This window comes from Microbacterium pumilum, from assembly GCF_039530225.1.
In the GTDB taxonomy this organism is placed as follows: domain Bacteria; phylum Actinomycetota; class Actinomycetes; order Actinomycetales; family Microbacteriaceae; genus Microbacterium; species Microbacterium pumilum.
In genome coordinates this window covers 2,546,521-2,569,792 of sequence record NZ_BAAAOH010000001.1, presented here as the reverse complement: position 1 = coordinate 2,569,792, position 23,272 = coordinate 2,546,521, and the positions used below count along the sequence as shown (strand labels likewise).

The 23,272-nt window shown below is 67.8% G+C and carries 27 protein-coding genes; 13 read left to right on the top strand and 14 right to left on the bottom strand.

What is annotated here, in order from left to right:
• Positions 1 to 40: 40 nt before the first annotated feature.
• Both ABD188_RS11375 and ABD188_RS11370 read right to left on the bottom strand, forming a co-directional pair.
• Positions 41 to 397 carry a TraR/DksA family transcriptional regulator gene (locus ABD188_RS11375; protein ID WP_344062063.1) on the bottom strand — a complete coding sequence of 119 codons (357 nt, stop codon included), beginning with the start codon at positions 395 to 397 and terminating at the stop codon, positions 41 to 43.
• A gap of 42 nt (positions 398 to 439) precedes the next feature.
• The gene (locus ABD188_RS11370; protein WP_344062060.1) at positions 440 to 580 is read right to left on the bottom strand and encodes a hypothetical protein; all 141 of its coding nucleotides are present in this window, start codon (positions 578 to 580) and stop codon (positions 440 to 442) included.
• A gap of 395 nt (positions 581 to 975) precedes the next feature.
• Here ABD188_RS11370 and ABD188_RS11365 point away from each other — a divergent pair, with 395 nt between their 5' ends.
• The 3 genes from ABD188_RS11365 to ABD188_RS11355 all read left to right on the top strand — a co-directional run bounded on the left by ABD188_RS11365 (position 976) and on the right by ABD188_RS11355 (position 3,022).
• Complete coding sequence (locus ABD188_RS11365; protein WP_344062057.1) at positions 976 to 1,692, top strand: Pr6Pr family membrane protein; 717 nt, start codon at positions 976 to 978, stop codon at positions 1,690 to 1,692.
• Positions 1,689 to 2,228, top strand: coding sequence for a hypothetical protein (locus tag ABD188_RS11360; protein WP_344062054.1), 540 nt, complete (start codon positions 1,689 to 1,691; stop codon positions 2,226 to 2,228). Before ABD188_RS11365 ends, ABD188_RS11360 begins: the two co-directional genes overlap by 4 nt.
• Positions 2,229 to 2,362: 134 nt before the next feature.
• The gene (locus tag ABD188_RS11355; protein ID WP_344062049.1) at positions 2,363 to 3,022 is read left to right on the top strand and encodes a hypothetical protein; all 660 of its coding nucleotides are present in this window, start codon (positions 2,363 to 2,365) and stop codon (positions 3,020 to 3,022) included.
• Positions 3,023 to 3,032: 10 nt separating this feature from the next.
• On the opposite strand, the gene ABD188_RS11350 is transcribed toward ABD188_RS11355, so the two are convergent.
• Positions 3,033 to 3,338 carry a putative quinol monooxygenase gene (locus ABD188_RS11350; RefSeq protein ID WP_344062047.1) on the bottom strand — a complete coding sequence of 102 codons (306 nt, stop codon included), beginning with the start codon at positions 3,336 to 3,338 and terminating at the stop codon, positions 3,033 to 3,035.
• 46 nt (positions 3,339 to 3,384) lie between these two features.
• Between ABD188_RS11350 and ABD188_RS11345 the strand changes: the two genes are divergently transcribed.
• The 5 genes from ABD188_RS11345 to ABD188_RS11325 all read left to right on the top strand — a co-directional run bounded on the left by ABD188_RS11345 (position 3,385) and on the right by ABD188_RS11325 (position 7,514).
• Positions 3,385 to 3,993, top strand: coding sequence for a dihydrofolate reductase family protein (locus ABD188_RS11345; protein WP_344062045.1), 609 nt, complete (start codon positions 3,385 to 3,387; stop codon positions 3,991 to 3,993).
• A 48-nt stretch (positions 3,994 to 4,041) separates the two neighbouring features.
• Positions 4,042 to 4,965: a 5'-3' exonuclease gene (locus ABD188_RS11340; protein WP_344062043.1), complete on the top strand. Its 924-nt coding sequence runs from the start codon at positions 4,042 to 4,044 to the stop codon at positions 4,963 to 4,965.
• A 288-nt stretch (positions 4,966 to 5,253) separates the two neighbouring features.
• A complete protein-coding gene (locus ABD188_RS11335; RefSeq protein WP_344062040.1) occupies positions 5,254 to 6,420 on the top strand; it encodes a sensor histidine kinase in 1,167 nt (388 codons plus the stop codon).
• A complete protein-coding gene (locus ABD188_RS11330; protein WP_344062036.1) occupies positions 6,417 to 7,082 on the top strand; it encodes a response regulator in 666 nt (221 codons plus the stop codon). The genes ABD188_RS11335 and ABD188_RS11330 overlap by 4 nt, the downstream gene beginning before the upstream one ends.
• A gap of 135 nt (positions 7,083 to 7,217) precedes the next feature.
• Positions 7,218 to 7,514 carry an SHOCT domain-containing protein gene (locus ABD188_RS11325; protein WP_344062034.1) on the top strand — a complete coding sequence of 99 codons (297 nt, stop codon included), beginning with the start codon at positions 7,218 to 7,220 and terminating at the stop codon, positions 7,512 to 7,514.
• Positions 7,515 to 7,564: 50 nt separating this feature from the next.
• On the opposite strand, the gene ABD188_RS11320 is transcribed toward ABD188_RS11325, so the two are convergent.
• The 5 genes from ABD188_RS11320 to trpD all read right to left on the bottom strand — a co-directional run bounded on the left by ABD188_RS11320 (position 7,565) and on the right by trpD (position 12,092).
• A complete protein-coding gene (locus tag ABD188_RS11320) occupies positions 7,565 to 8,854 on the bottom strand; it encodes an MFS transporter (protein WP_344062031.1) in 1,290 nt (429 codons plus the stop codon).
• A 10-nt stretch (positions 8,855 to 8,864) separates the two neighbouring features.
• Complete coding sequence (locus tag ABD188_RS11315) at positions 8,865 to 9,428, bottom strand: ClbS/DfsB family four-helix bundle protein (protein ID WP_344062028.1); 564 nt, start codon at positions 9,426 to 9,428, stop codon at positions 8,865 to 8,867.
• Positions 9,407 to 10,402: a PHP domain-containing protein gene (locus tag ABD188_RS11310; protein ID WP_344062025.1), complete on the bottom strand. Its 996-nt coding sequence runs from the start codon at positions 10,400 to 10,402 to the stop codon at positions 9,407 to 9,409. Before ABD188_RS11310 ends, ABD188_RS11315 begins: the two co-directional genes overlap by 22 nt.
• 25 nt (positions 10,403 to 10,427) lie before the next feature.
• The gene (locus tag ABD188_RS11305; RefSeq protein ID WP_344062022.1) at positions 10,428 to 10,931 is read right to left on the bottom strand and encodes an aromatic ring-opening dioxygenase LigA; all 504 of its coding nucleotides are present in this window, start codon (positions 10,929 to 10,931) and stop codon (positions 10,428 to 10,430) included.
• A 99-nt stretch (positions 10,932 to 11,030) separates the two neighbouring features.
• Entirely contained in the window at positions 11,031 to 12,092 is a 1,062-nt protein-coding gene (gene trpD, locus ABD188_RS11300; RefSeq protein ID WP_344062019.1) for an anthranilate phosphoribosyltransferase, read from the bottom strand.
• Between the two features lie 175 nt (positions 12,093 to 12,267).
• Here trpD and ctaE point away from each other — a divergent pair, with 175 nt between their 5' ends.
• From ctaE to ABD188_RS11275, 5 genes are all read left to right on the top strand, one after another.
• Complete coding sequence (gene ctaE / locus ABD188_RS11295) at positions 12,268 to 12,909, top strand: aa3-type cytochrome oxidase subunit III (RefSeq protein ID WP_344062016.1); 642 nt, start codon at positions 12,268 to 12,270, stop codon at positions 12,907 to 12,909.
• A 19-nt stretch (positions 12,910 to 12,928) separates the two neighbouring features.
• Positions 12,929 to 13,729: a cytochrome bc1 complex diheme cytochrome c subunit gene (gene qcrC, locus ABD188_RS11290; protein WP_344062013.1), complete on the top strand. Its 801-nt coding sequence runs from the start codon at positions 12,929 to 12,931 to the stop codon at positions 13,727 to 13,729.
• Positions 13,730 to 13,760: 31 nt separating this feature from the next.
• Positions 13,761 to 14,840 (top strand): cytochrome bc1 complex Rieske iron-sulfur subunit, encoded by a 1,080-nt coding sequence (gene qcrA, locus ABD188_RS11285; RefSeq protein WP_344062010.1) that lies wholly within the window; start codon positions 13,761 to 13,763, stop codon positions 14,838 to 14,840.
• Positions 14,841 to 14,905: 65 nt separating this feature from the next.
• Positions 14,906 to 16,705 (top strand): cytochrome bc1 complex cytochrome b subunit, encoded by a 1,800-nt coding sequence (gene qcrB, locus ABD188_RS11280; RefSeq protein WP_344067038.1) that lies wholly within the window; start codon positions 14,906 to 14,908, stop codon positions 16,703 to 16,705.
• A 188-nt stretch (positions 16,706 to 16,893) separates the two neighbouring features.
• A complete protein-coding gene (locus ABD188_RS11275) occupies positions 16,894 to 17,313 on the top strand; it encodes a rhodanese-like domain-containing protein (protein WP_344062007.1) in 420 nt (139 codons plus the stop codon).
• Positions 17,314 to 17,324: 11 nt separating this feature from the next.
• On the opposite strand, the gene ABD188_RS11270 is transcribed toward ABD188_RS11275, so the two are convergent.
• The 6 genes from ABD188_RS11270 to ABD188_RS11245 all read right to left on the bottom strand — a co-directional run bounded on the left by ABD188_RS11270 (position 17,325) and on the right by ABD188_RS11245 (position 23,243).
• On the bottom strand, positions 17,325 to 18,131 hold the full coding sequence (locus ABD188_RS11270; RefSeq protein WP_344062004.1) for a PP2C family protein-serine/threonine phosphatase: 807 nt from the start codon (positions 18,129 to 18,131) through the stop codon (positions 17,325 to 17,327).
• Between the two features lie 4 nt (positions 18,132 to 18,135).
• Positions 18,136 to 18,570: a cytochrome c oxidase subunit 4 gene (locus ABD188_RS11265; protein WP_344062001.1), complete on the bottom strand. Its 435-nt coding sequence runs from the start codon at positions 18,568 to 18,570 to the stop codon at positions 18,136 to 18,138.
• Positions 18,571 to 20,328, bottom strand: a complete 1,758-nt coding sequence (ctaD, locus tag ABD188_RS11260) for an aa3-type cytochrome oxidase subunit I (protein ID WP_344061998.1) — start codon at positions 20,326 to 20,328, stop codon at positions 18,571 to 18,573. It abuts the gene before it with no gap.
• 2 nt (positions 20,329 to 20,330) lie between these two features.
• Positions 20,331 to 21,224 carry an aa3-type cytochrome oxidase subunit II gene (gene ctaC, locus ABD188_RS11255; protein WP_344061995.1) on the bottom strand — a complete coding sequence of 298 codons (894 nt, stop codon included), beginning with the start codon at positions 21,222 to 21,224 and terminating at the stop codon, positions 20,331 to 20,333.
• 166 nt (positions 21,225 to 21,390) lie between these two features.
• A complete protein-coding gene (locus tag ABD188_RS11250; RefSeq protein WP_344061992.1) occupies positions 21,391 to 21,756 on the bottom strand; it encodes a HesB/IscA family protein in 366 nt (121 codons plus the stop codon).
• 86 nt (positions 21,757 to 21,842) lie between these two features.
• On the bottom strand, positions 21,843 to 23,243 hold the full coding sequence (locus ABD188_RS11245; protein WP_344061989.1) for a dipeptidase: 1,401 nt from the start codon (positions 23,241 to 23,243) through the stop codon (positions 21,843 to 21,845).
• Positions 23,244 to 23,272: the final 29 nt, after the last annotated feature.

Genomic DNA, 23,272 nt, shown 5'->3' with positions numbered 1-23,272 from the left:
TCGGTCGATGGTCGACCGGATGCGGCGCCGAATGACACGCTCACTCACCCGCTCTCTCGGCGCACGCGACGCAACGCGTTGCGGCCGGCCGCGCGCGCAGTCTTTCGACCGGGATGCGGCGACCGCAGTCGACGCAGATGCCGTAGGTGCCCGCATCCCACCGCGCCAGCGCATCATCGAGCTCGGCGACCTCGCGCTCGGCGGCGGCACGGAGCCCGGTGAGTCGACCCCACTCCACCGAGAGCGTCACGCCCTCGGGATCGTGCTCATCGTCTGCCACGTCGACGCCTCGCTCGACACGAAGCTCGGCGATCGCGACATCCAGAGCGGTGAGACGTGCACGCGCATCGGCGCGGGAATCGCGAAGAAGGATGCCGTGCTCGGCCGCAAGAGTCATCGCTCCGAGCCTATGCGGGCACGGCGACGACCGGTTCGCTGTTCAGTGAGACGACACCTCCACCGTGAACTTGACGTCCGGGATGCCGCCATCAGAGTTCGACAGCACGAGCGGCGTGCTGCCCGCCGCGCGTCCGGTCACGCCGGCAACAGCGACGGCGATGGCCAGTGGTCTCTTCCTCATCCGTCCGGCTTGCCAGCCATGCGATACTGCTTTTAGCGGGGTCGCTGGCATCGAGCTGGGGCTCCCTGCCAGCACACCTGAATCTCTCAGCCCGCACCCGGTCTTGCGGCGGGCTCCTCGCAGGTGGCATTGGCATCCTGGACAGGTCTTCGTGGGGCAGACGCACAGGTGGTACCCGATCCACCGGCGCGCGCTCTGCGAACTCTGGCGGACTTCTTCAGAGCGTGGCCGCCTCTCGTGCTCGTTTCCGCGGGCGCGAGGGGCGGTCTCGACCGAACCGCCTCGGAGCCGGCGACCGCAGTCCCCCCGGAGCGGTCGTCGGCTCCTTGCATGTGACGGCGTTTTGATTGCTTGCCCGCGACCGGTACCCTGCAACGCTCGAACTAGGGGGATATATGACTGAGAAGTCTGGGTTACACGTCTGGAAGGCGCGACAACTCTGGTGGCGCCTCGCCATCGTATTCGTCTGCGTGTGGGGACTCGGGTTGGGCGCTCAGCCGCTCCTCTTCTTCACGACCCAGAGCAACATCATCGTGCTCGCATACTTCGCGGTGGCGGTGTGGTGGATGGTCGTCCACCGCACCACGAAAGCCCCTGCCCCGCGCCTTCGAGGCGGGGTGACGCTGTGGATCGTGACCACCGGACTCGTCGCGCATCTGATCCTCAATCACGGCGAAAGCCCTTTTCCGGGCCTCGTCGACGCAGCGCCGGGCGTCGCGATGGCGAACCAGGCGCTTTTCCTCCTTCACTACGCGGTGCCCCTCATGGTGCTGATCGACTGGGCCCTCTTCGGGCCGCGCGGCACCGTCCGATTGCGCGATCAGATCGTCTGGATTCTGTACCCCGTCATCTATGGCGCCGCCGCGCTCCTTCGCGGCGCATTGTTCCCCGATGTCTCGAGCCGGTTCAACTACCCGTTCTTCGACTTCGCGACGCTGGGCTTCGTGGGCACAGTGGCTGCGCTCGCGCAGGTGCTCGCGATCATCGCGGTGCTCGCTTCAGGAGTGGTCGCACTCGATCGGACCGCCGATTTCGTGGCTCGGCGCCTGCCGGTCGCCCATGTGGATAACTCGCATCGGCACCGTGCGATCGGGGTTACCTTGTTGGCGTGAAGACCCGCCTCGCCGCTGTGGCCGCCGCTCTCGCGCTGGCGACCGGTTGGTTGACGGGATGCTCGGGCCCGGCCGATCCGGCCGCGACAACGCCGCTCTTCTCGAGCGAGGACGAGGCTTTCGCCGCCGCGGAAGCTACGTATCGCGCGTACGTCGATGCGCTCAACGCAGTGGATTTGAGCGATCCCGAGACCTTCGAGGACGTCTATGCGTGGACGACGGGCGACGCGAATGCGGGCGCTCGGGAGTCCTTTTCCCAGATGCACGCTGACGAGTGGGTGGTTAGTGGAGTGAGCGAGCCAACCGTCGTTGAACCTCGACTCGCTGGTGGCACCGGCGAGAGCGAGGTCCAGTTGGCCATCTGCCTCGATGTGTCCGGCGTCTCACTCGTCGGCCCAGACGGTGACTCGGTCATCGACCCGTCCCGCCCGGATGTACAAAGCATGCTGATCACACTTTCGCCGTCGACGAGCACCGACACTGGATTGGCCATATCGATGTTTGATGGGCGCGAGGGAGATCCAACGTGCGATTGAGGGTCGCGTCGACCATTTTGTTGGGTTTGGTCTGCGCGATCTCCAGCACCGGGGTCGCGGCTCGAGCTTCGGACGGAGACTGCGACTTCACGGGGTGGCAGAGCTACTGCGACGTTTCCAACTCAGGCGACCAAGTGGACATCGGAGCCGGGCTAACCGATCCGGGGTCGACGTCTACCGACCCCTCCCCCGACCCCGGCAGCGGTCAGATCTCCCCCGACCCGCCGACGAGCCTGCCGGTCGTGCCGACGGTGCCGGAGGACTGTCCCTTGAATCGGTGCGACCTCCCGTACGACGTCGTCACGCCTCCAGACGTCACGCTTGCCGACCTCGTTTCCTTCCGGCCCGCCCGACCGAGCCTCGAGGGTGAACCCGCGGGCTTCGGAGTCGTCGGAATGCCGGCGAACATCGTGGCCGCGGCATCCGAGCAGCGTATTGCGGGCACGCTCCTCGGTTGGGACGTGACAGTTCGCTTCGTTCCGGCCGCATTCGTCTTCGAGTACGGCGATGGCGGCTCCATCCGCTCGGCCACCGGCGGGACATCGTGGCAGCGACTCGGTCAGGCGCAGTTCACCCCGACGGCCACGAGTCACGTGTACCTCGCTCGCGGTACATATCCGGTGGCGGTCACGGTGCAGTATTCGGCATCCGTCGACTTCGGATCGGGAAACTGGCGCCCTGTCGCCGGGTATGTGACGTCGACGACCGGCGGTTACGACGTGCGCGTGGTCGAAGTGCGAACCGCACTCGTCGACGAGACCTGCGCCGAGAATCCGAGCGGCCCGGGCTGCTGAACCGGAGGAGTCATCCGCCTCGGAGCGGAGAGCCCACCACCTCGAATCGCAGGCCGTCCATGACTCCCGACAGCAAGGGCCGAGCCTCGTTGATCGCCGCCTGAACCGACGCGAGCGACAGGGAGTCACGGTGCGCTTCTGCGCTGGTCCACAGCTCGGCGACGAAGACGGTGTCGGGCTCGGCGTCGGACACGCCGACCTCGTAGAGCAGGCACCCGATCTCCGCAAGCTCCGGCCCGGGACGCGTCAGCAGTGCGACGAGTTCGTCGCGCGCTCCAGGCTTCGTGCCGAGCGTGCCGATGTTCGCGAATGTCATGACCGGAGTCTGGCACCCGCTGCCGACGTCGGGGCAGAGTGGAACCATGCCCCGCGTCTATGCAGATCTGGCCATCTCCGCTGACGGCTTCTCGACCGGTCCCAACCAGCGGGAGGATGCGCCGTTCGGCGACATCGAGCCCGAAGTCCTCCACAACTGGATGTTCGAGCACGCCGACGACCACCGGCCCGAGATCGACGCGATCCTCACCGCGGGCGCCTACATCCTGGGCCGCAACATGTTCGGGCCGGTGCGCGGCGAGTGGACCGGCGACTGGCAGGGCTGGTGGGGACCCGAGCCGCCCTATCACGCGCCGGTCTTCGTGCTCACGAATCACCCGCGCGAGACCCTGGAGATGGCCGGCGGAACGCGGTTCGTCTTCGTCACCGACGGGATCGAGTCCGCGCTCGCACAGGCGCGCGAGGACGCAGGCGACGCGGATGTCGCGATCGGCGGCGGAGCCTCGACCACGAATCAGTTCCTCGCGGCGGGACTCATCGATGAGCTGCGCATCCATGTGGTGCCGCTGACGCTCGGGTACAGCGGCCGGACCGATGTGGTCCGTCTGTTCGATGGCGTTCCGCCTCTGAGGTTCACGTCGACGACCGTGCGCGCGACGCCGCACGTTACGCACGTCACCTATACGCTCCGGTGACGCCGCGTGCCTCTCACCGCGTCGGGGACGCGTGTCAGGATGAACTCCGTGACTGACCGACTGATGCTGCTTGACAGCGCCTCGCTGTATTTCCGTGCTTTCTACGGCGTGCCCGACACGGTTCGATCGCCCGACGGCGTGCCGGTCAACGCGGTGCGCGGGTTCCTCGACATCATCACGCGGCTTGTGACCACCTACCAGCCGACGCATCTCGTCGCCTGCTGGGATGACGACTGGCGCCCGCAGTGGCGAGTCGATCTGATCCCGACCTACAAGACGCACCGGGTCGCGGAGATCGTCGCCGTCGGCCCCGACATCGAGGTGGTGCCCGACCCGCTCGAAGTGCAGGTGCCCGTGATCCGCACGGTGCTCGACACCCTCGGCATCACGATCGTCGGTGCTGCCGAGCACGAGGCAGATGACGTGATCGGAACACTCGCCACCCGCTCGACACTGCCGACCGACATCGTCACGGGCGACCGCGACCTGTTCCAGCTCGTCGACGATGCCAGCGACGTCCGCGTCATCTACACGGCACGCGGCATGAGCAACCTCGAGATCGTGACCGATGCGGTCGTGGTGGCGAAGTACGGCGTGCTGCCCAGCCAGTACGCCGACTTCGCGACGCTCCGCGGCGACGCATCCGACGGTCTTCCGGGCGTCGCGGGCGTCGGCGAGAAGACAGCCGCCGGACTCCTCGCCGCACACGGCGACCTCGCGGGGATCCTCGCCGCAGCCGAAGCCGGTGAGGGGATGTCGGCGGGCATCCGCGCCAAGCTCACCGCGGGTCTCCCCTACCTCGCCGTCGCGCCCGAAGTGGTGGCGGTGGTCCGCGATCTGGACCTCGCCGAGCCCGACACGAGGCTGCGGCCCCTCGACGAGGCCGCCAGGCAGGACGCCGCGGCCCTCGCCGAACGGTGGGCGCTCGGCACCGCGATGACGAGGATCATCGACGCGCTCGACGCCGTCTGACGGGCAGTCCCAGCCTTCGATATTCGGAGAATCCCGGCTTTCTCGGATGCGGTCGGCCGCGGCATCCGATTCACGCGCCCTACTCCGATTTCGGTCCGCGAGTGCGACGTCCTGGCCTGATGCGGTGCGTTTCGTCTCGGTGGCTGCCCTCCCTCGCTCAACGACCAGGGTGCCCCTCACCGACCCGCTCGCCGACCTGCACGGTCCCCCGCATACTTCCCCGGGAGTACGCGGACCCCCTCCGCTGATCAGACGACTCCCAGGATGCCGCGGCGTACGATCGACCGCATGCCGCGCGAGACCTGGGACGACGCCGCGCCGCGGTTCCGCCCCCCGCCTGGTGTGACGCTCTTCGTCCCGGTGCTCATCGCCTTCGTCATCCAGGTGCCTGCGACGATCGCCATCTCGGTGTGGCAGCGTGTGCCCGTGCCGTACGCCGCGTTGAGCGTCGCGCTTGCTGCGGCATCCGCTCTCGCCCTGCTCGCCGCGCGGCGCTGGCCCGGCCTCACCGTCGCCGTCGTCGCACTGCTCACGCTGGCCGACCTGTTCGTGCCGCCCGACGCCGGGCCGCCCTTCGTCGCGCTCGCATTCGCCATCGTCGGCGCGGTCGTGCGCGGTGCGCGAATCTGGGCGCTCGTCTCGGTGGGCGTCGCATGGCTGACCGCGGTCATCCTGAGCGGGGTTCTCAGCACGAGCTGGCACCCGTTCCGCATCGCGATCACGACCCTCGCCCTCGCGCTGTGCTTCGGCATCGGCGAGGGCATCCGCTCGCGCCTCGAGCACGGCGAGGCTCGCCGCAGGCAGCTCGCCGAGCGGCGGACGGCGAGCGAGCAGGAGGAGCGCACCCGCATGGCGCGCGAGCTGCACGACGTGCTGGCCCACTCGCTCAGCCAGATCGCGGTGCAATCCGGCGTCGGCCTGCACCTGTTCGACCGCGAGCCGGAGCGGGCGCGCGAGGCTCTCGTCAACATCCGCACCCTCAGCGCCACCGGCCTCGACGAGGTGCGCGGCGTGCTCTCGTTCCTGCGCGGCGACGAGCCCACGACCTCGACCGCCCCGCTCACGCCGCAGCCGCAGCTCGCGCAGCTGCCGGCGCTCGCCGCCCAGCGCACCGGGCTGGGGCTCGCGGTCGAGCTGGACGATCGCCTCGCGGGCGACCTGCCCACCAGCGCGAGCCAGGCGACGGCGTATCGCATCGTCCAGGAGGCCCTGACCAACGTCGTCCGGCACTCCGCGGCATCCCGCGCCACGATCCTGCTGGAACGGGATGCCGATGAGCTCGTCGTGACGATCACCGACGACGGCAGCGGCATCGCGGCGGATGCGCCCGAGCGGGGCGGGCTGCGCGGCATGCGCGAGAGGGCAGGGCTGCAGGGCGGCACGCTCGAGGTGACCGCACCGTCGCGCGGGGGCACCGCGATCACCGCGCGGCTGCCGTGGAAGACGCTGTCGTGATCCGGGTCGCCCTCGCCGACGACCATCAGCTCGTGCGCGCGGGCTTCCGCGCCCTGCTCGACTCCGAGCCCGACATCCAGGTCGTCGCGGAAGCGTCGGGAGGCGAGGCGCTCCTGCGGGTCCTGCGCACGACTCCCGTGGACGTGGCACTCCTCGACATCCGGATGCCCGACGGCGACGGGCTCTGGACGACCGAGCAGATCGCTGCCGACCCGATGCTGCGATCGGTCAAGGTGGTCATCGTCACGACCTTCGAGCTGGACGAGTATGTCGCACGCGCGATCCGGGCCGGTGCGAGCGGGTTCCTCGTGAAAGACACCGAGCCGGTCGACCTGATCCGCGCGGTCCGCGTGGTCGCTGAGGGCGAGGCGCTGCTCTCGCCCGGCGTCACGCGCCGGCTTCTCGAACGGGCCGCGGCGGGAATGAAGGATGCCGTGGACCCGAGCACCCTCGCCGCGCTCACCGAGCGCGAGGTCGAGGTGCTGCGGCTCGTGGCGCAGGGCCTCACGAACGACGAGATCGCCGCACGCCTCTTCCTGTCGCCGCTCACCGCCAAGACGCACGTTTCGCGCATCATGCAGAAGCTGCATGCCCGGGATCGCGTGCAGCTCGTGGTGCTGGCGTACGAATCCGGACTCGCGACGCCGGGATGGCAGCAGTAGCGTCGCTTCGCGCGGTACTCCCCCAGGAGCACACGGAGTGCGTCCCGCAGGCGGATTCGCTCCGACCCGCCGATGCGTTGACTCGAGTCATCCGATCGGCGACGCGCTGTCGCCGACCATGACGAGAGGACGATCATGTCTGCTGCACTCGCCACCGCTGCGGTGGCCACCCACTTCGCCGGCCCCTGGGCCTGGGGACCGTGGTTCCTGCTGATCCCGCTGTTCTGGATCGCACTGTTCGTGATCCTCTTCGCGGTCTTCGGCCGCCGCTGGCGCCGGTCGGCCGCCGAGATCGGCTTCGGCCCCCACGGGCGGCTCAACCCCACCAGGCAGGCCGAAGTGACACTCGCGGAGCGCTACGCCAAGGGCGACATCGACGAGGTCGAGTACCGCGCGCGGCTCGAAGTGCTGCGCGCCAACGCCGCGAGCTGAGCTGTCGCCGGGCGCTGGTCCCGCCCGCGGGACCAGCGCCTCGCGCGATCTCAGCGCCGCGCGCGCTGGGCCGCGGCGACCGCGGCCAGCAGCGCCACGCAGTACACCAGCGCCAGGGCGACCATCACCGCGAGGGCCGCATTCCAGCCGCCGGTGACCTCGTGCAGCCAGCCCATGAACGGTGCCCCCAGCGCGGCGACGGCGTAGCCACCGCCCTGCACGAGCGCCGACATCCCCGCCGCCTCGGCGTCGCTGCGCGCGACGCCGACCAGCGTCGTGAAGATGACCACGAACCCGCCGGCGTGCCCGACCGCCCCCGCGATCAGCCACACCCACATGAGCTCCGGCCACAGCAGGATGCCGACGGTCACGATGATCCACGAGGCGCAGATCGTGAGGGCAGGCACCAACCGCGGCGTGTAGCGGATCAGCAGGGGGATGAGGAACGCGCCGGCGATGCCCGCGCCCTGATAAAGCGACGAGAGCGCACCGGCCGCGGCGGCATCGAGACCCAGCTCGTCGGCCGTGAGCGTCGGCAGCCACGTCGTGAGCGCGTAGTAGATGGTGCACTGCATCGCGAACGCGGCAGTGAGCAGCCACGCCACCGGTCGCCGCAGCAGCGAGCGCTCGTGGCGGCCGATCACGGGCAGCGGTCCGGTCAGCTGGCTGGCATCGAGATCGGGTCGGCGATGGGCATCCGTCGTACGCGGTGGTGGCGGGTCGCCGCTGTACCGCTCGTCGCCGTCCGTTCCCGCGACGCGCGACCGTCGGAGATGGATGCCCCACAGCACGACTCCCGCAACGGTGATCCCCGACCACACCAGCAGGGCGAGCTGCCAGCCGATCACTGCGGCGATCGGCGCGGTCAGGAGTGACGTCAGGAGCGAGCCGACGTTGAGGGTTGCCGCGTAAGCGGCCGTCACCAGAGCGACTCGGGCTGACGGCACATCACGGCGGATGATGACCGGGATGACGACATTTCCGATAGTGATGGATGCCCCGATCACGATCATCCCGGCGAGCATCCAGCCGAACCCCGGCAGCGCGCGGACGAAGGTCCCCGCCAGCACGCCGCTGAGTGACAGCAGCAGGGCGAGCTCGGCGCCGGCGCGACGGATGACGAGCGCGGCGACCGGCGTGAGCACCGCGAACATCAGCACCGGAGCGGTGGTCAGCAGCCCCGCTGTGGCGGGTCCGATTCCGAGGTCGCTCTCGATCTGGCTGAGGACCGGGGTCGGCGCCACGATCGGACCGCGCAGACTCACCGCGGCCAGCAGCACACCCGACACGACGAGCCATGGCATCCCGCGCCCCGCACGGGCGGCGGAGTCGGAGGTCACACGCTCGAGTCTAGGACTGGGGTCCGAGGCCCAATCCGGTGCTGATGGTCTCGCGCGCCCACACGTAGTGGTTGCCGCCGCACTCGAGTGCGTACTCGCCGAGGGCGGATCCGTCGGTCCACGCGTACGCCTGCGGATCGGCGAGCTCACTGTCATCATGCAGCGCCACCATCGCCTGCAGCGACTCGTGCGAGGCGCGCAGGAGCGGCAGAAGCTCCGCCAGGCTGGTGTCCTGCCACTGCTGCCTGAGGTCCTCGTTGAGCTCGGCGAGCCGGCTCCAGGTGTAGCCCTCGGCGGGGATGGACGGTGTTCCGCCGCTCATCCCGTCCGAATACCACCGCTCCAGCAGGATGTGCCAGGCGTGCAGATGGGCGGCGACATCCCGCACGTTGCGATCTCGCGATGATCCGGCGAACTCCTCGTCGAGCCGCTCGGGAAGTATGCCGTCGATGAGCGCCAGCAAAGCGGCGAACTCCTCGTCATTGCGAGCGAGGAGGCCTGAATGCGTGTAATCCACGACGACAACGTATCGCGCGGTGCGGATGTCGCCGCTCAGCGGGTGCGGCTCGTCCACTCGCGCAGTCGCTCGAGCGGCCAGGTGGTCACGATGCGCTCGGGTGGCACTCCCGCGCGCTCGGCGCGCTGTGCGCCGTAATCGATCAGCGACAGCTGGCCGGGCGCGTGCGCATCCGAGTCGATCGAGAACAGGCATCCGAGATCGAGGGCGATGGCGATGAGATCGTCGGGCGGATCCTGCCGCTCCGGTCGCGAGTTGATCTCGACTGCCACACCGTTTGCCGCGCAGGCCGCGAAGACGACGCGCGCGTCGAAGGTGGAGGGCGGCCGGGTGCCGCGAGATCCCTCGACGAGCCGACCGGTGACGTGCCCCAGCACATCCGTTCGCGGGTTCGCGGCGGCCGCCGCGAGACGCCGGGTCATCGGGCCGCGCTCCATCCGCAGCTTCGAATGAGCCGACGCGACCACGATGTCGAGCTCGTCGAGCAGTTCGGGTTCCTGGTCGAGTGCGCCGTTGTCGAGGATGTCGACCTCGATGCCCTTCAGCAGTGTGAAGCCGTCGCCGCTCATTCCCGCGACCACGCCAAGCTGCGTGCGCAGCCGCTCGGGCGAGAGACCGTTCGCGACCCGAAGGCGCGGCGAGTGGTCGGTGAGGGCGAGGTACTCGTGTCCGAGCGCCCGAGCCGCGTCCACCATCAGATCGATCGAGGTCAGTCCGTCCGACCAGTCGCTGTGCGAGTGCAGGTCACCGCGCAGCATCCCGCGCAGCTTCGACACCTGCTCCACTCCGGCCCGCTCCCGGAGATCGACCAGGTACGCCGGCACATCCCCCGCGAGCGCTTCCTGAATGACCCCGAACGTCGAGTCGCCGATGCCCTTCCGGCGCCGCAGAGACGCCGTGTCACGCAGCTGCTCGTCGGTGAGGCCCTCGATCGCATCGGCTGCGGCGCGGAACGCCTTCGACTTGTAGCGCGATGATCGCTCGCGCTCGAGAAGCGTCGCGATCTCGCTGAGCGCGTCATGCGGGTTCATGCGGTGCCAGGCGTCGTGGGACTGCTCACGTATCGAGGATCCGAGCCTGCTTGATCACGACCGGCGCCGACGCGAGGCGGCGAAGCGCCCATCCGAACAGGATGGAGAGCACACCCATGGCTGCCGCGAACAGGGCGACGCCGTAGGCGACGACCGACGTGAACAGCGATGCGCGCAGGAATGAGGCCTGCATCACCGTCGCGCGGACCGGGTCGTCCTGATCCAGTTCGGCGTACGTCTTGCCGCCCGACGCCGCAAGGGCGTGGGTGTTGATGATGTCGGCCTGGATGTAGGCCGTCACCGGACCCGTCACCGGATAGCCCTGCAACGCCACCGCATCGTCGGGGATCGTGATGTTCTCGGCGGTCAGCTGGCTCGTGACCGCGATCCAGGCGATTATGGCGACCACGATCAGCAGCGCTCCACCGAGGATTCCGAGTACTCCGACGACCTTCACCCCACCCAGGCTCCTGGCGGGCGGCGCCACCGCGGCGGCGGTGTCTGTGGCCGGTGTGGTCTGGTCGCTCATGGTGTGCTCCTCGCGGTGGGTGCTTGCGCGGTTCACGCTAGCGGCGCGATGACGCCGAGCGGAAGAGGCCCGCCGCCCACCGGAGGACGGCGCTGCCGATCAGGCGGCGAGCTCCTGCGAGACCTCGACCCACAGGTCGAGCTTGGCGAGTGCGGCGGCGCTGTCGACGGCGGCGGCGGCGTCGTCCTTCGCCTCCGCGAGGCGGTCGAGGATCGGGCGCTGCACCTCGGTCGCGTCCTGGAAGAGCCGGTAGGCGACGATTCCCGCAGCGGCATTCAACAGCACGATGTCGCGCACCGGACCCGCCTCGCCGTCCAGCACCCGGCGGAAGATCGCGGCGTTGTGCGCGGGCTGACCGCCCAGCAGATCGGCGATGTCGGCGAGCGGGATGCCGAGATCACGCGGATCGAGATCGTGCTCGTGGACGTCGCCCCGACTGACCTCCCACACCCTGCTGTGTCCTGTCGTGGTCAGCTCGTCGAGCCCGTCGTCGCCGCGGAACACGAGGGCGGTCGCGCCGCGCGTGCGGAACACGCCGGTGATGAGCGGCACCCGGTCGAGCTGCGCGACGCCGACCGCGTTCGCCTCGGCACGGGCCGGATTGCACAGCGGGCCGAGGAAATTGAAGACCGTGGGCACGCCGAGCTCGGAACGGGTGGGGCCCGCGTGTCGGAATCCGGGGTGGAACGCGGAGGCGAATGCGAACGTGATCCCCGCCCGGTTGAGCGTCTCGGCGACAGCCTCGGGCGGCAGCGTGAGGTCGACACCGAGGGCGGCGAGCACATCGGATGCGCCCGAGGACGAGCTCGCGGCCCGGTTGCCGTGCTTGACGACGGGCACACCGGATGCCGCCGCCACGACGGCCGCCATCGTCGAGACGTTCACCGTCCCGAAGCGATCGCCGCCGGTTCCCACGATGTCGAGCACGGCGGGGTCGACCGGCAGCGGCAGCGCCGCCTCGAGGATCGCATCGCGGAATCCGACGATCTCATCCACCGTCTCGCCCTTGGCACGCAGCGCGACGAGGAATCCGGCCAGCTGGGACGGGGTCGCGGACCCCGCCATGACCTGTCGCATCGCCCAGGTGGACTCCGAGACGCTGAGGTCGCGCCGATCGAGCAGTGTCGTGAGGACTTCCGGCCAGGTGTACAGCTCCGCCATAACGCAGAAGCCTAGCCGCGGGCGTGGGGCGCGATCGATTCCATGACACGCATCCCGTCACGCGCTCACGGAAGGCTCCCAGCGGACTGGGGGCATGTTCTTAGGTGGTCCTAAGTCTCGATGGAGCCAAATCGTTGTCCTCCGATGCGGAACTCAGGTCCTGAAGTCAGCCATAATGGGGAGCGTGACGACCTCCACAGCGACCTACTCTCAGGCCATGCGGTCCGTCAAGCGACCGGATCCGGTCGCTGTCGGCACCATCGTGTGGCTCGGCAGCGAGGTGATGTTCTTCGCAGGCCTGTTCGCGATCTACTTCACGCTCCGCAGCACCTCTCCAGAGCTGTGGGCTCAAGAGACCGAGAAGCTCAACATCCCGTATGCGACCGTCAACACGATCGTCCTCGTGCTGTCGTCGGTCACATGCCAGATGGGCGTGTTCGCCGCCGAGCGCTTCCAGCCGTATTCGACGAAGAAGCGCGGCTGGCTGGGCTGGGGCATGGTGGAGTGGTTCTGGCTCACCTTCGCGCTCGGCGCGATCTTCGTCTCGGGTCAGGTGTGGGAGTACGCCCAGCTCGTCACAGAGGGCATGCCGATCAGCGCCAACTCGTACGCTTCGGCGTTCTACATCACGACCGGCTTCCACGCCCTCCACGTCACGGGTGGGCTCATCGCGTTCGTCCTGGTCATCGGTCGTGCATTCGCGGTCAAGAACTTCGGTCGAAAGGAGATGACGTCCTCGATCGTCGTCTCCTACTACTGGCACTTCGTGGACGTGGTCTGGATCGGCCTCTTCCTCGTCATCTACTTCCTGAAATAGAGCGGAGCTGATTCCCGACATGGCACGCACGTCCCCGCGCCGCTCGAACGGTCGTCGCAGTCCCTGGGCAGCAGCCGCCCTCATCGGCATCGGCCTGCTGATCACCGGAGGGGTCTACGCCGGCGCTTCCGCTGCGATGGCCGCGACGACCGACACGCAGGTCGCATCGGCGCTCACCGTCGAAGACGGCAAGAGGCTGTTCCAGGCGAACTGCGCGACGTGCCACGGGCTCGACCTCCAGGGCTCGGCCGATGGTCCGTCGCTCTACGGAGTCGGTGAGCTCGCGGTCGAATTCCAGGTCGCGACCGGGCGCATGCCGATGGCCATGCAGGGGCCGCAGGCTCCGCAGAAGCCCGTGCAGTTCACCGAGGACCAGATCCTTGCGATGGCCGCCTACGTGCAGACCCAGGCACCCGGGCCCACATTCCCCGACGACGAGACGATCGACGGAGAGGGCGATGTCGCCCGCGGCGCCGAGCTGTTCCGCATCAACTGCGCCATGTGCCACAACGTCGCAGCTGCGGGCGGCGCACTCACGGAGGGCAAGTACGCTCCTGCGCTGCACACCACGAGCGCACTTCACATGTATGCGGCGATGGTGACGGGTCCGCAGAACATGCCTGTCTTCAACGACTTGAACCTCACGACGGAGGACAAGCGCGACATCATCTCGGCCCTCCTCTTCCTCCAAGAGAACGAGTCGCCCGGTGGATTCTCGCTGGGTTCGCTCGGCCCCGTCTCGGAGGGACTCTTCATCTGGGTCTTCGGCATCGGCGCACTGATCGCCATCACCGTGTGGATCACGGCGAAGTCGAACTGATCGCATCCGACACGTAAGAACGAGGAGCAGCATGACACTCGAGAAGGACCCGCTGGAGCACGAGAGGGCCTCATGGAAGCCCTCCCCCGGGCTCGCCGTCGCGGTGCCCGATCCGGTGCGCGACCCCGAGCTTCCGCCGCACCGCGCGCGGATCACCGACAAGGACCCCGCAGCCATGACGCGTGCGGTGCGCACCGTCTACACGCTCTTCTACCTTTCGGTCGCGGCCAGCATCTGGGCCATCGCGGCATACTTCCTGTTCCCGATCGAGAACGGCTCGGTCGTCGCCATCCGCGACAACAACCTCTTCATCGGTCTCGGCATCGCGCTCGCGCTGCTGGCCATCGGCATCGGTGCGATCCACTGGTCGAAGGCGATCATGTCCGACAAGGAGTTCGTCGAGCCCCGTCACGCCACCCGCGGCCGCGACTCCACCCGTCTGGCTGCCGCCCAGGCTTTCGCCGTCGCGAACGAGGAGTCCGGATTCGGTCGCCGCGCTCTCGTGCGCAACTCGATGATCGCCGCGGTCGTCGCGTCTTTGGCCCCCGGGATCGTGCTGTTCCGCGGACTTGCGCCCTTCGACTCGCCATTGGAGCCCGATGCGGGCAACCCCGTCGCACTCCTGAGCCGCACCATGTGGAAGGAAGGCACCCGCCTGGCGCACGACCCCGAGGGCACGCCCATCCGCGCAGCGGATGTCACACTCGGCTCGGCCGTCCACGTGATCCCCGAGGACCTCGCCGATCTCAGCCACACCGAGGGCTACCTCGAAGAGAAGGCGAAGGCGATCGTGCTGCTCATGCGGCTCCTGCCCGAGCAGCTCATCGAGCAGCCCGACAAGAAGGACTGGTCGTACGACGGCATCGTCGCCTACTCCAAGGTGTGCACGCACGTCGGATGTCCGGTGGCTCTCTACGAGCAGCAGACCCATCACCTGCTCTGCCCGTGCCACCAGTCCCAGTTCGACGTCACCAATGGCGCCGCGGTCATCTTCGGACCCGCCGCCCGTCCGCTCCCGCAGCTGCCCATCATGGTCGACGATGAGGGATACCTCGTCGCGCGGAGCGACTTCACCGAGCCCGTCGGCCCGAGCTTCTGGGAGCGCCATTGAGTACTTCAACTCCCCCCACTGAGCACGACCACCTGGACCCGCCCATCCCTGATGACCTGGTCTCGATGCCGACCGGCAAGAACGGTGGGCCGCTCGGCGGTCGATTCCTTGCGGCGACCTCGAACTACATCGATGAGCGCACCAGCCTCTCGGGCTTCGTCAAGGAACTCGGACGCAAGATCTTCCCCGACCACTGGTCGTTCATGCTCGGCGAGATCGCACTGTGGAGCTTTGTCGTCGTCCTGCTGTCGGGCACCTTCCTGACGTTCTTCTTCCAGGCCTCGATGGTGCCGACCCATTACACGGGCGCGTACCTCCCGATGCGAGGCGTCGAGATGTCCGCCGCTCTCGATTCCACGCTGCACCTGTCGTTCGACGTCCGCGGTGGCCTGCTGGTGCGCCAGATCCACCACTGGGCCGCGCTGGTCTTCGTCGCCGGAATCGGCGTGCACATGCTCCGCATCTTCTTCACCGGCGCGTTCCGCAAGCCGCGCGAGCTCAACTGGGTGATCGGCTTCATCCTGTTCATCCTCGCGATGGGCGAAGGATTCACCGGCTACTCGCTCCCCGACGACCTGCTGTCGGGCAACGGCCTGCGCATCATCGACGGCATGGTCAAGGGCATCCCCCTCATCGGCACGTGGACGTCGTTCCTGATCTTCGGCGGCGAGTTCCCAGGCGACCAGATCGTCGGGCGCCTCTACACGCTCCACATCCTGCTGCTCCCGGCGATCCTTGTGGGTCTGCTCGTCGTGCACCTGATGCTGATGGTCATCAACAAGCACACGCAGTTCGCGGCGCCCGGGCGCTCGAACAGCAACGTCGTGGGCTACCCGATGATGCCGATCTACATGTCGAAGATGGGCGGCTTCCTGTTCCTCACCTTCGGTGTGATCGTGCTGATCGCATCGCTGTTCACGATCAACCCGATCTGGAACTACGGTCCCTACGACCCGTCGCCGGTCTCGGCCGGAACGCAGCCCGACTGGTACATCGGCTTCGCCGACGGCGCCCTCAGGCTGGTGCCTCCGCACCTGGAGGCGGTGTTCCTGGGACACACGTGGTCGTTCAACATCCTGATTCCGCTCACCGCACTCGGCCTGTTCATCGTCCTCGTTCTGATCTACCCCTTCATCGAGGCGTGGGTCACCGGAGACAAGCGCGAGCACCACTACGCACAGCGTCCGCGGAACGCGGCGACGCGCACCGCGATCGGCGCAGCCGGCGTCACGTTCTACGCGGTGCTGTGGGCGGCTGCCGCCTCGGACATCATCGCGACCCACTTCTGGATCACGATGGAAGGCGTCATCCACACCCTCCAGGCCCTGCTGTTCATCGGCCCGGTCCTCGCCTACTTCGTCGCCAAGCGGATGTGTCTCGCGCTGCAGAAGAAGGATCGCGAGATCGCGCTGCACGGCTACGAGTCCGGTCGCATCGTCCGCCTCCCGGGCGGCGAGTACATCGAGGTCCACCAGCCGGTCGACGACTACGACCGCTACAAACTGGTCGACATCGAGCACTACGAGCCGTTGATCGTCCGTCCGAACGCCAAGGGTCGCATCCCCTGGCACGAGAACCTGCGCGCTGCGGTGTCGCGCTGGTTCTTCGAGGACCGCCTCACCACGGTCACGCAGACCGAGCTCGACGAGGCTCACTCGCACCAGGTCCACGAGCTCGAGCACATCGCCGAGGAAGAGGATGCCGAGATCCAGGGTGCGCACGAGCGTGCCGGGGTTCCGGATGCTCCGCACCGGCCGATCGACGACGGTCACAACTCGGAGGTGCCGGTCCGTCCGTCGAACGTGATCGTCCCCGAGGGAGACGGCAAGCCGATTCGCAACCGCGAGAAGGAACGCGGACAATAGTCCTCCGTCTCAAGAAGCCCCGGCACGACTCCGCAAGGATGCTCGTGGCCGGGCTTCTGACTGGCCTGCGGCGCACCCGACGGTCATGCGTCCGCAGGTTGCGCCCGGACATGGCAACGGCAGAAAAGCGCTGAAGCATGGCCGCTCAGCGGAACGGAGCCGGCGCCACCCGGCCATAGGGTGGGGCCATGGCCGACGCGTTCGAATACTTCTCTACCAAACTCGCCCTCGAGACCGACTCCTCCGATGTCTACGAGGCGCAGCGAACCGGTGAGGCCTTCGTGCTCGTCGACGTGCGCGGCTACGAGGCATGGGCGCAGGGCCGCATCTCAGGGGCGATCCACATGCCGCACAGCGAGATCGCGGATCGCGCGCCGCGGGAACTCGACCCCGATGTGCCGGTGGTCGTCTACTGCTGGAGCCCCGGCTGCAACGGCGGAGCCAAAGGCGGCGCTGAGTTCGCGAAGCTCGGCTACCGCGTCCGTGAGATGATCGGCGGCTACGAGTACTGGGTCCGGGAGGGCCAGCCGACCGAGAACGACCAGGGTGCGCTCGCCCGCGTCTTCGACCCGCTCGTGATGGTCGTCCGCCAGCCGGTCGCAGGCTGAGCGAGACTCGCTCAGGCCGTCTCGAGGTCCTCGCAGAAGCGCGCCGCCGCAGCGCCGTGGAACACCGGCCTGCGGGCGGCGTCCGCCGCCGCATCACCGGGGGTCGCGCCGTGGATGTCGCACACCACCGCCGTCACGTTGTCGAACGTGCCGGCATCCAGAGCCACGTCTACGCACGCGCGGGCGGCGGCGTCCGCCTCCGGGTGCAGGACGAGCAGTGCCTCGATGACGGCATCCGGAACGTAGTCGCTGAGGCCGTCGCTGCAGAGCAGCCAGCGGTCGCCCTCGACCGCGTCGTGTTCGACGATGGACGCCACATCCCGCTCACCGCCGCTGAGCGACGCCGTGATGAGGTTCCGGCGGGGGTGGGATGCAGCATCCGCCGCCGCCACGAGGCCGCTGTCGACGAGAGCCTGGACATACGAGTCATCGCGCGTCTGCTGGGTGAGCACGCCGTCACGGAGCCGGTACGCCCGGGAGTCCCCGGTGTGGGCGAGCAGCAGACCACCGCTGCGTGAGCCCAGGATGCCCGTGAACGTCGTCGCCATTCCGTCGAGGGACGGATCGTGCTCCACGTGCGCCCGCAGGTCCCAGTTGGCCTCGCTGATGCGCACGGCCAGCTGATCCGCGTCGAGCGGTCCGACCATTCCTGCGGCGAGCCGATGGATGAAGGCAGCCGACGCCAGATCTCCGGCCGGGCCGCCGCCCACTCCGTCCGCCACCGCAACGCCCCAGGGCGCGGTGAACGCGGCATCCTGGTTGATGCTCCGGTGGGGCCCGATGTCGGTGGCCGCACCGGCTCTCAGCCGGACTGGCACGTGTTCAGCGTGCGAAGTAGCCGCGGTAGTACTCGAACACCCAGCCCACGATCGCGACGAGGAACACGCCCACGCCGATCGGCAGCAGCCAGTTGCCGATCGCGAATCCCATCATGCCGAGCGCGGCGGAGAACGCCAGGACGATCGGCCACCACGACCAGGGGCTGAACTCGCCGAGCTCCGGGTCGCCGTCGTCGATGTCGGACGTGAGGATGTCCTCGGGCAGCTCACCGCGCTGTGCGCGGTGCACGCGTCCGAGGTAGAACGCGATGAGCGAACCCATCAGCGCCGTGAAGAGGAGCGCGACGCTGCCGACCCACTCGACCCCGCGGACCCACGGGATATCGGGGTGGGCGACGATGCTCCATGCCGTGTAGATGACCGCCACGAGAGCGAAGAACGCGGCGAGCAGCCACCACAGACCGGTGTTGGTCCGCATCTACTTGACCTCTTCCGTCTCGGCGTCCATGACCGGGGCGTCGGGTGCATCCTTGGCAGGACCCACGCCCACCGGAATCCCCGCCTCCGGATGGTTCAGGTCGAACGCGGGCCGCTCACTGCGGATGCGCGGGATCGACGTGAAGTTGTGACGCGGCGGCGGACATGACGTCGCCCACTCCAGCGACGCGCCGTAGCCCCACGGGTCGTTGACGGTGACCTTGGGTGCCTTGCGGGCCGTGACCCACACGTTGAACAGGAACGGGATCATCGACGCGCCGAGGATGATCGAGCCCACCGTGGAGATCTGGTTCTGCAGCGTGAACCCGTCGGCCCCGGAGTAGTCCGCGTACCGGCGGACCATGCCCTCGACTCCGAGCCAGTGCTGGATGAGGAAGGTCATGTGGAAGCCGATGAACAGCATCCAGAAGTGCACGACGCCCAGACGCTCGTTCAGCATCTTGCCCGTCCACTTCGGCCACCAGAAGTAGAAGCCGGCGAACATCGCGAAGACGACGGTGCCGAACACCACGTAGTGGAAGTGCGCGACGACGAAGTACGAGTCGGAGAGGTGGAAGTCCAGTGGTGGCGACGCGAGGATGACGCCCGTCAGCCCGCCGAAGACGAACGACACGAGGAAGCCGAGTGCGAACAGCATCGGGGTTTCGAACGTCACTGACCCTCGCCAGAGGGTGCCGATCCAGTTGAAGATCTTCACGCCCGTCGGCACCGCGATGAGCATCGTCATGAGTGCGAAGAACGGCAGCAGAACGGCGCCCGTGACGTACATGTGGTGCGCCCACACCGCGACCGAGAGCGCCGCGATCGCGATCGTCGCGTAGACGAGCGTCTTGTAGCCGAAGATCGGCTTGCGGCTGAAGACCGGCAGGACCTCGGAGATGATGCCGAAGAACGGCAGGGCGATGATGTACACCTCTGGATGCCCGAAGAACCAGAACAGATGCTGCCAGAGCAGCACACCGCCGTTCGCGGGATCGTAGACGTGAGCGCCGAGCACGCGGTCGGCTGCCGCCGCCAGGATGGCCGCAGCGAGCACGGGGAACGCCATCAGAACGAGGATGCTGGTGATCAGCGTGTTCCAGGTGAAGATCGGCATGCGCCACATCGTCATGCCAGGTGCGCGCATCGTGATGATCGTGGTGATGAAGTTCACGGCGCCGAGGATCGTGCCGAAACCGCTCATACCGAGGCCCAGCATCCACATGTTGCCGCCGATGCCCGGTGAGAAGCTCGCATTCGCGAGTGGCTGATAGGCGAACCATCCGAACGCGGCAGCACCCTGCGGGGTGAGGAAGCCGGCGACGGCGATCGTGGACCCGAAGAGGAAGAGCCAGAAGGCGAACGCGTTCAGGCGTGGGAAGGCGACATCGGGCGCGCCGATCTGCAACGGCATGATCACGTTCGCGAAGCCCGCGAACAGCGGGGTCGCGAACATCAGCAGCATGATCGTGCCGTGCATCGTGAACAGCTGGTTGTACTGGTCCTTCGTCGGGATGATCTGCATCCCGGGCTCGAAGAGCTCGGCACGGATGATCAGCGCCATCACCCCGCCGAGCATGAAGAACAGGACGGACGAGATGAGGTACAGGTAGCCGATCGTCTTGTGGTCAGTGGAGGTGATCCACTTGACGATGATGTTGCCCTTCTGATCCACGCGCGTGGCGCTGAGCAGAGCAGCTTGACGGGGCGGCAGGGTGGTCGGACGGCCCTGCTCCTGCAGCGGAAGCGTCGTCGCCATGATCAGCCTCCTTCTTCCTCGGTCTTGGTCGTCGTACCCGTACCGGGCAGGTTCTGAAGACGGTCGTACTCGTCATCGATGTCACCGGTCTGACCGGCCGCGCGCAGCGAGTCGAGATAGGACTCGTACTCGTCGGCGCTCACGACCTTGACGTTGAACAGCATGTTCGAGTGGTACTGGCCGCACAATTCGGCGCAGCGCCCCGCGTATTCGCCCTCGCGGGTCGGCGTGAACGACCAGTAGTTGTCACGCCCGATGTACATGTCCTTCTTGTAGAGGAAGTCGATGATCCAGAAGGAGTGGATGACGTCCCGGGACTGCAGCTTGATCTTCACGGTCTCGTTGACCGGCAGGTACAGCGTGGGGAGCTCTCCCATGACGCCGCCCTGCGGATCGGTCTGCGCCTGGACCCCCATGGTCCAGACCGTGTCGTCCTCGGTGTCACCGTTGTACTGGAAGTCCCACGCCCACTGCTTTCCGATCGCAGTGATCGACACGTCGGGATCGTCGTACTGAGTCTCGAGGACGTTCTGATCACGCGCCGTGAACGCGAAGAAGCCGACCACGAGGATCAGGGGCACGATCGTGTAGAAGATCTCGATCGGCATGTTGTAGCGAAGCTGGACGGGGAGTCCGACCTGGCCCTTGCGGCGGCGGTAGACCACGGCCGCCCAGCCCATGAGGCCCCAGGTGACGACGCCCACGGCGAGCAGGACGATCCACGAGTTGACCCAGAGCCCCGACACCATTTCGGTGCGGTCCGTGGTCGGCGCGGCGCCCTCCTCGAAACCGGGGAGGTACCCGTTCAACTCGGTCGTCGTGCAGCCGGCCAGGACGACGACCGCTGCGATTCCGACGGGGAGAAGGGCCCAGCGGAGACGGCGTTTCGTGGGCACGATGCCCCTTTCTGGCTCGAACGTCTGACTCTCGCCAGTCTAGGGCAACCGCTCAGCGGATTCGGGCCAAGCGCCCAGGTTCGACTGTGTCCAGTGGCGGAAAAAAGCTCGGGCCCGGCCCACTCGGACGAGTGCACCGGGCCCGCGGAAATCCGCTGGGATCAGGTCAGTGGAAGCTGTCACCGCACGCGCAGCTGCCTGCGGCATTCGGGTTGTCGATCGTGAAACCCTGCTCGGAGATGGTGTCCTTGAAGTCGATCGTGGCACCGTCGAGATACGGGACGCTCATGTCGTCGACGATGACCTCGACGCCGTCGAAGTCGACGGTCTTGTCGCCCTCGAGGTACCGCTCATCGAAGTAGAGCTGGTAGATCAGGCCGCTGCATCCGCCCGGCTGGACGGCGACGCGCAAACGCAGATCATCGCGACCCTCCTGGCCGAGGAGACTCTTCACCTTGAGCGCGGCGGTGTCCGTGAGGAGGACGCCGTGCTCGCGGACGGTCTGGGCGGTCGACAGTGCAGTGTCGGTCATGGCACTCCTCCGGACGGGCCGCGGACGCGGCGGGTTCCCTCGATTCTACGCCCGGTAGACGCGCGCAGGCTCCGAGCCTCGCGGGTCTAGGCCTGCGGGCCGCGGCGGTCGAGCTTCTCGAGCAGCAGCGCCTCCGAGAGCACCGCGTTTCGGAACGTCTCGAGATGCAGCGACTCGTTGGGGCTGTGGGCGCGAGCGTGGGGATCCTCGACACCGGTCACGAGGATCTGGGCGCCCGGGAACTCACGCACCAGGTCGGCGATGAAAGGGATCGATCCGCCCACGCCGATGTCCACCGGCTCGATGCCATAGCCCTCGTGGAGCGCCTCTCGCGCCGCACCCACAGCCCAACCGCTGGTGTCGACGAGGAAGGGATCGCCGTAGTCCTGGTCGGTGAACTCGAGCTGGGCACCGAACGGCGCGTGCGCTCGCAGGTGCACCTCGATCGCTGCGTAGGCCTCGCGTGCTCGCTGCCCGGGGGCGATGCGGGCGCTGATCACCACCGATATCTCCGGGCTCAGCGTGTTGGAGGCGTTCGCGACGCTCGGCGCATCGATCCCGGTCACGGTGATCGACGGCTTGTTCCAGATGCGACTGAGAATCGTTCCTGTGCCGATCGGACTCACACCGGCGGGCAGCCCCGATTCGTCGCGCAGCGTCTCCTCGCTGTACTCCGGGGTCTCGGCGTCCCGCTCGGTGAGGCCCGCCACGGCAACCGCGCCATCCTCGTCCCACAGCGACGCGAGGGTCTTCACGGTCGCCATCATCGCGTCGGGGACCGCTCCCCCGAACATGCCGGAGTGCGACGCGTGGTCGAGCGTGCGCACGCGCATGGTGAATCGCGTGTTGCCGCGCAGCGACACCGTCAGCGCGGGCGTCTTGTCGTCCCAGTTGCCGGAATCCGCGACGACGATGACATCCGCCCGCAGCTCATCGGCGTTGTCCGACAGGAACTGCGCGAACGAACGTGAGCCCGCCTCTTCCTCCCCCTCGAAGAAGAGCACCACGCCGAGATCGAAGTCGGTGCCGATCGCCTCGGTCAGGGCACGCAGCCCAGCCACGTGCGCCATGACGCCGGCCTTGTCGTCGGCGGCCCCGCGGCCGTAGATGCGGCCGTCGCGCACGGTGGGCTCGAACGGCGGGGACTCCCAGAGCGCCTCGTCGCCGACCGGCTGCACGTCGTGGTGCGCGTAGAGCAGAATCGTCGGTCGGCCGTTGCGGGCCGCACGTGTCGCGAGGACCGCAGGATTCCCCGTCTCGGACGTGCCGGGGATGGCCGCGCGACGGATCTCGACCATCTCGAACAGCCCCGTCCCGCGGACGAGCTCCGCGACGGCCTCTGCGCTGCGCTCCACCTGTGCGGGGTCGAAACCGGGGAATGCGATCGAGGGGATGCGGACGAGGGCGCCCAGATCGGCGAGGGCGGAAGGGATGCCGGTGGCCGCGGCTTCGCGCACAGCATCCTGTCGGGTCAGGTCGGAGGTCATGCGGGTAATCTTAAGTCCAACCCCTACTG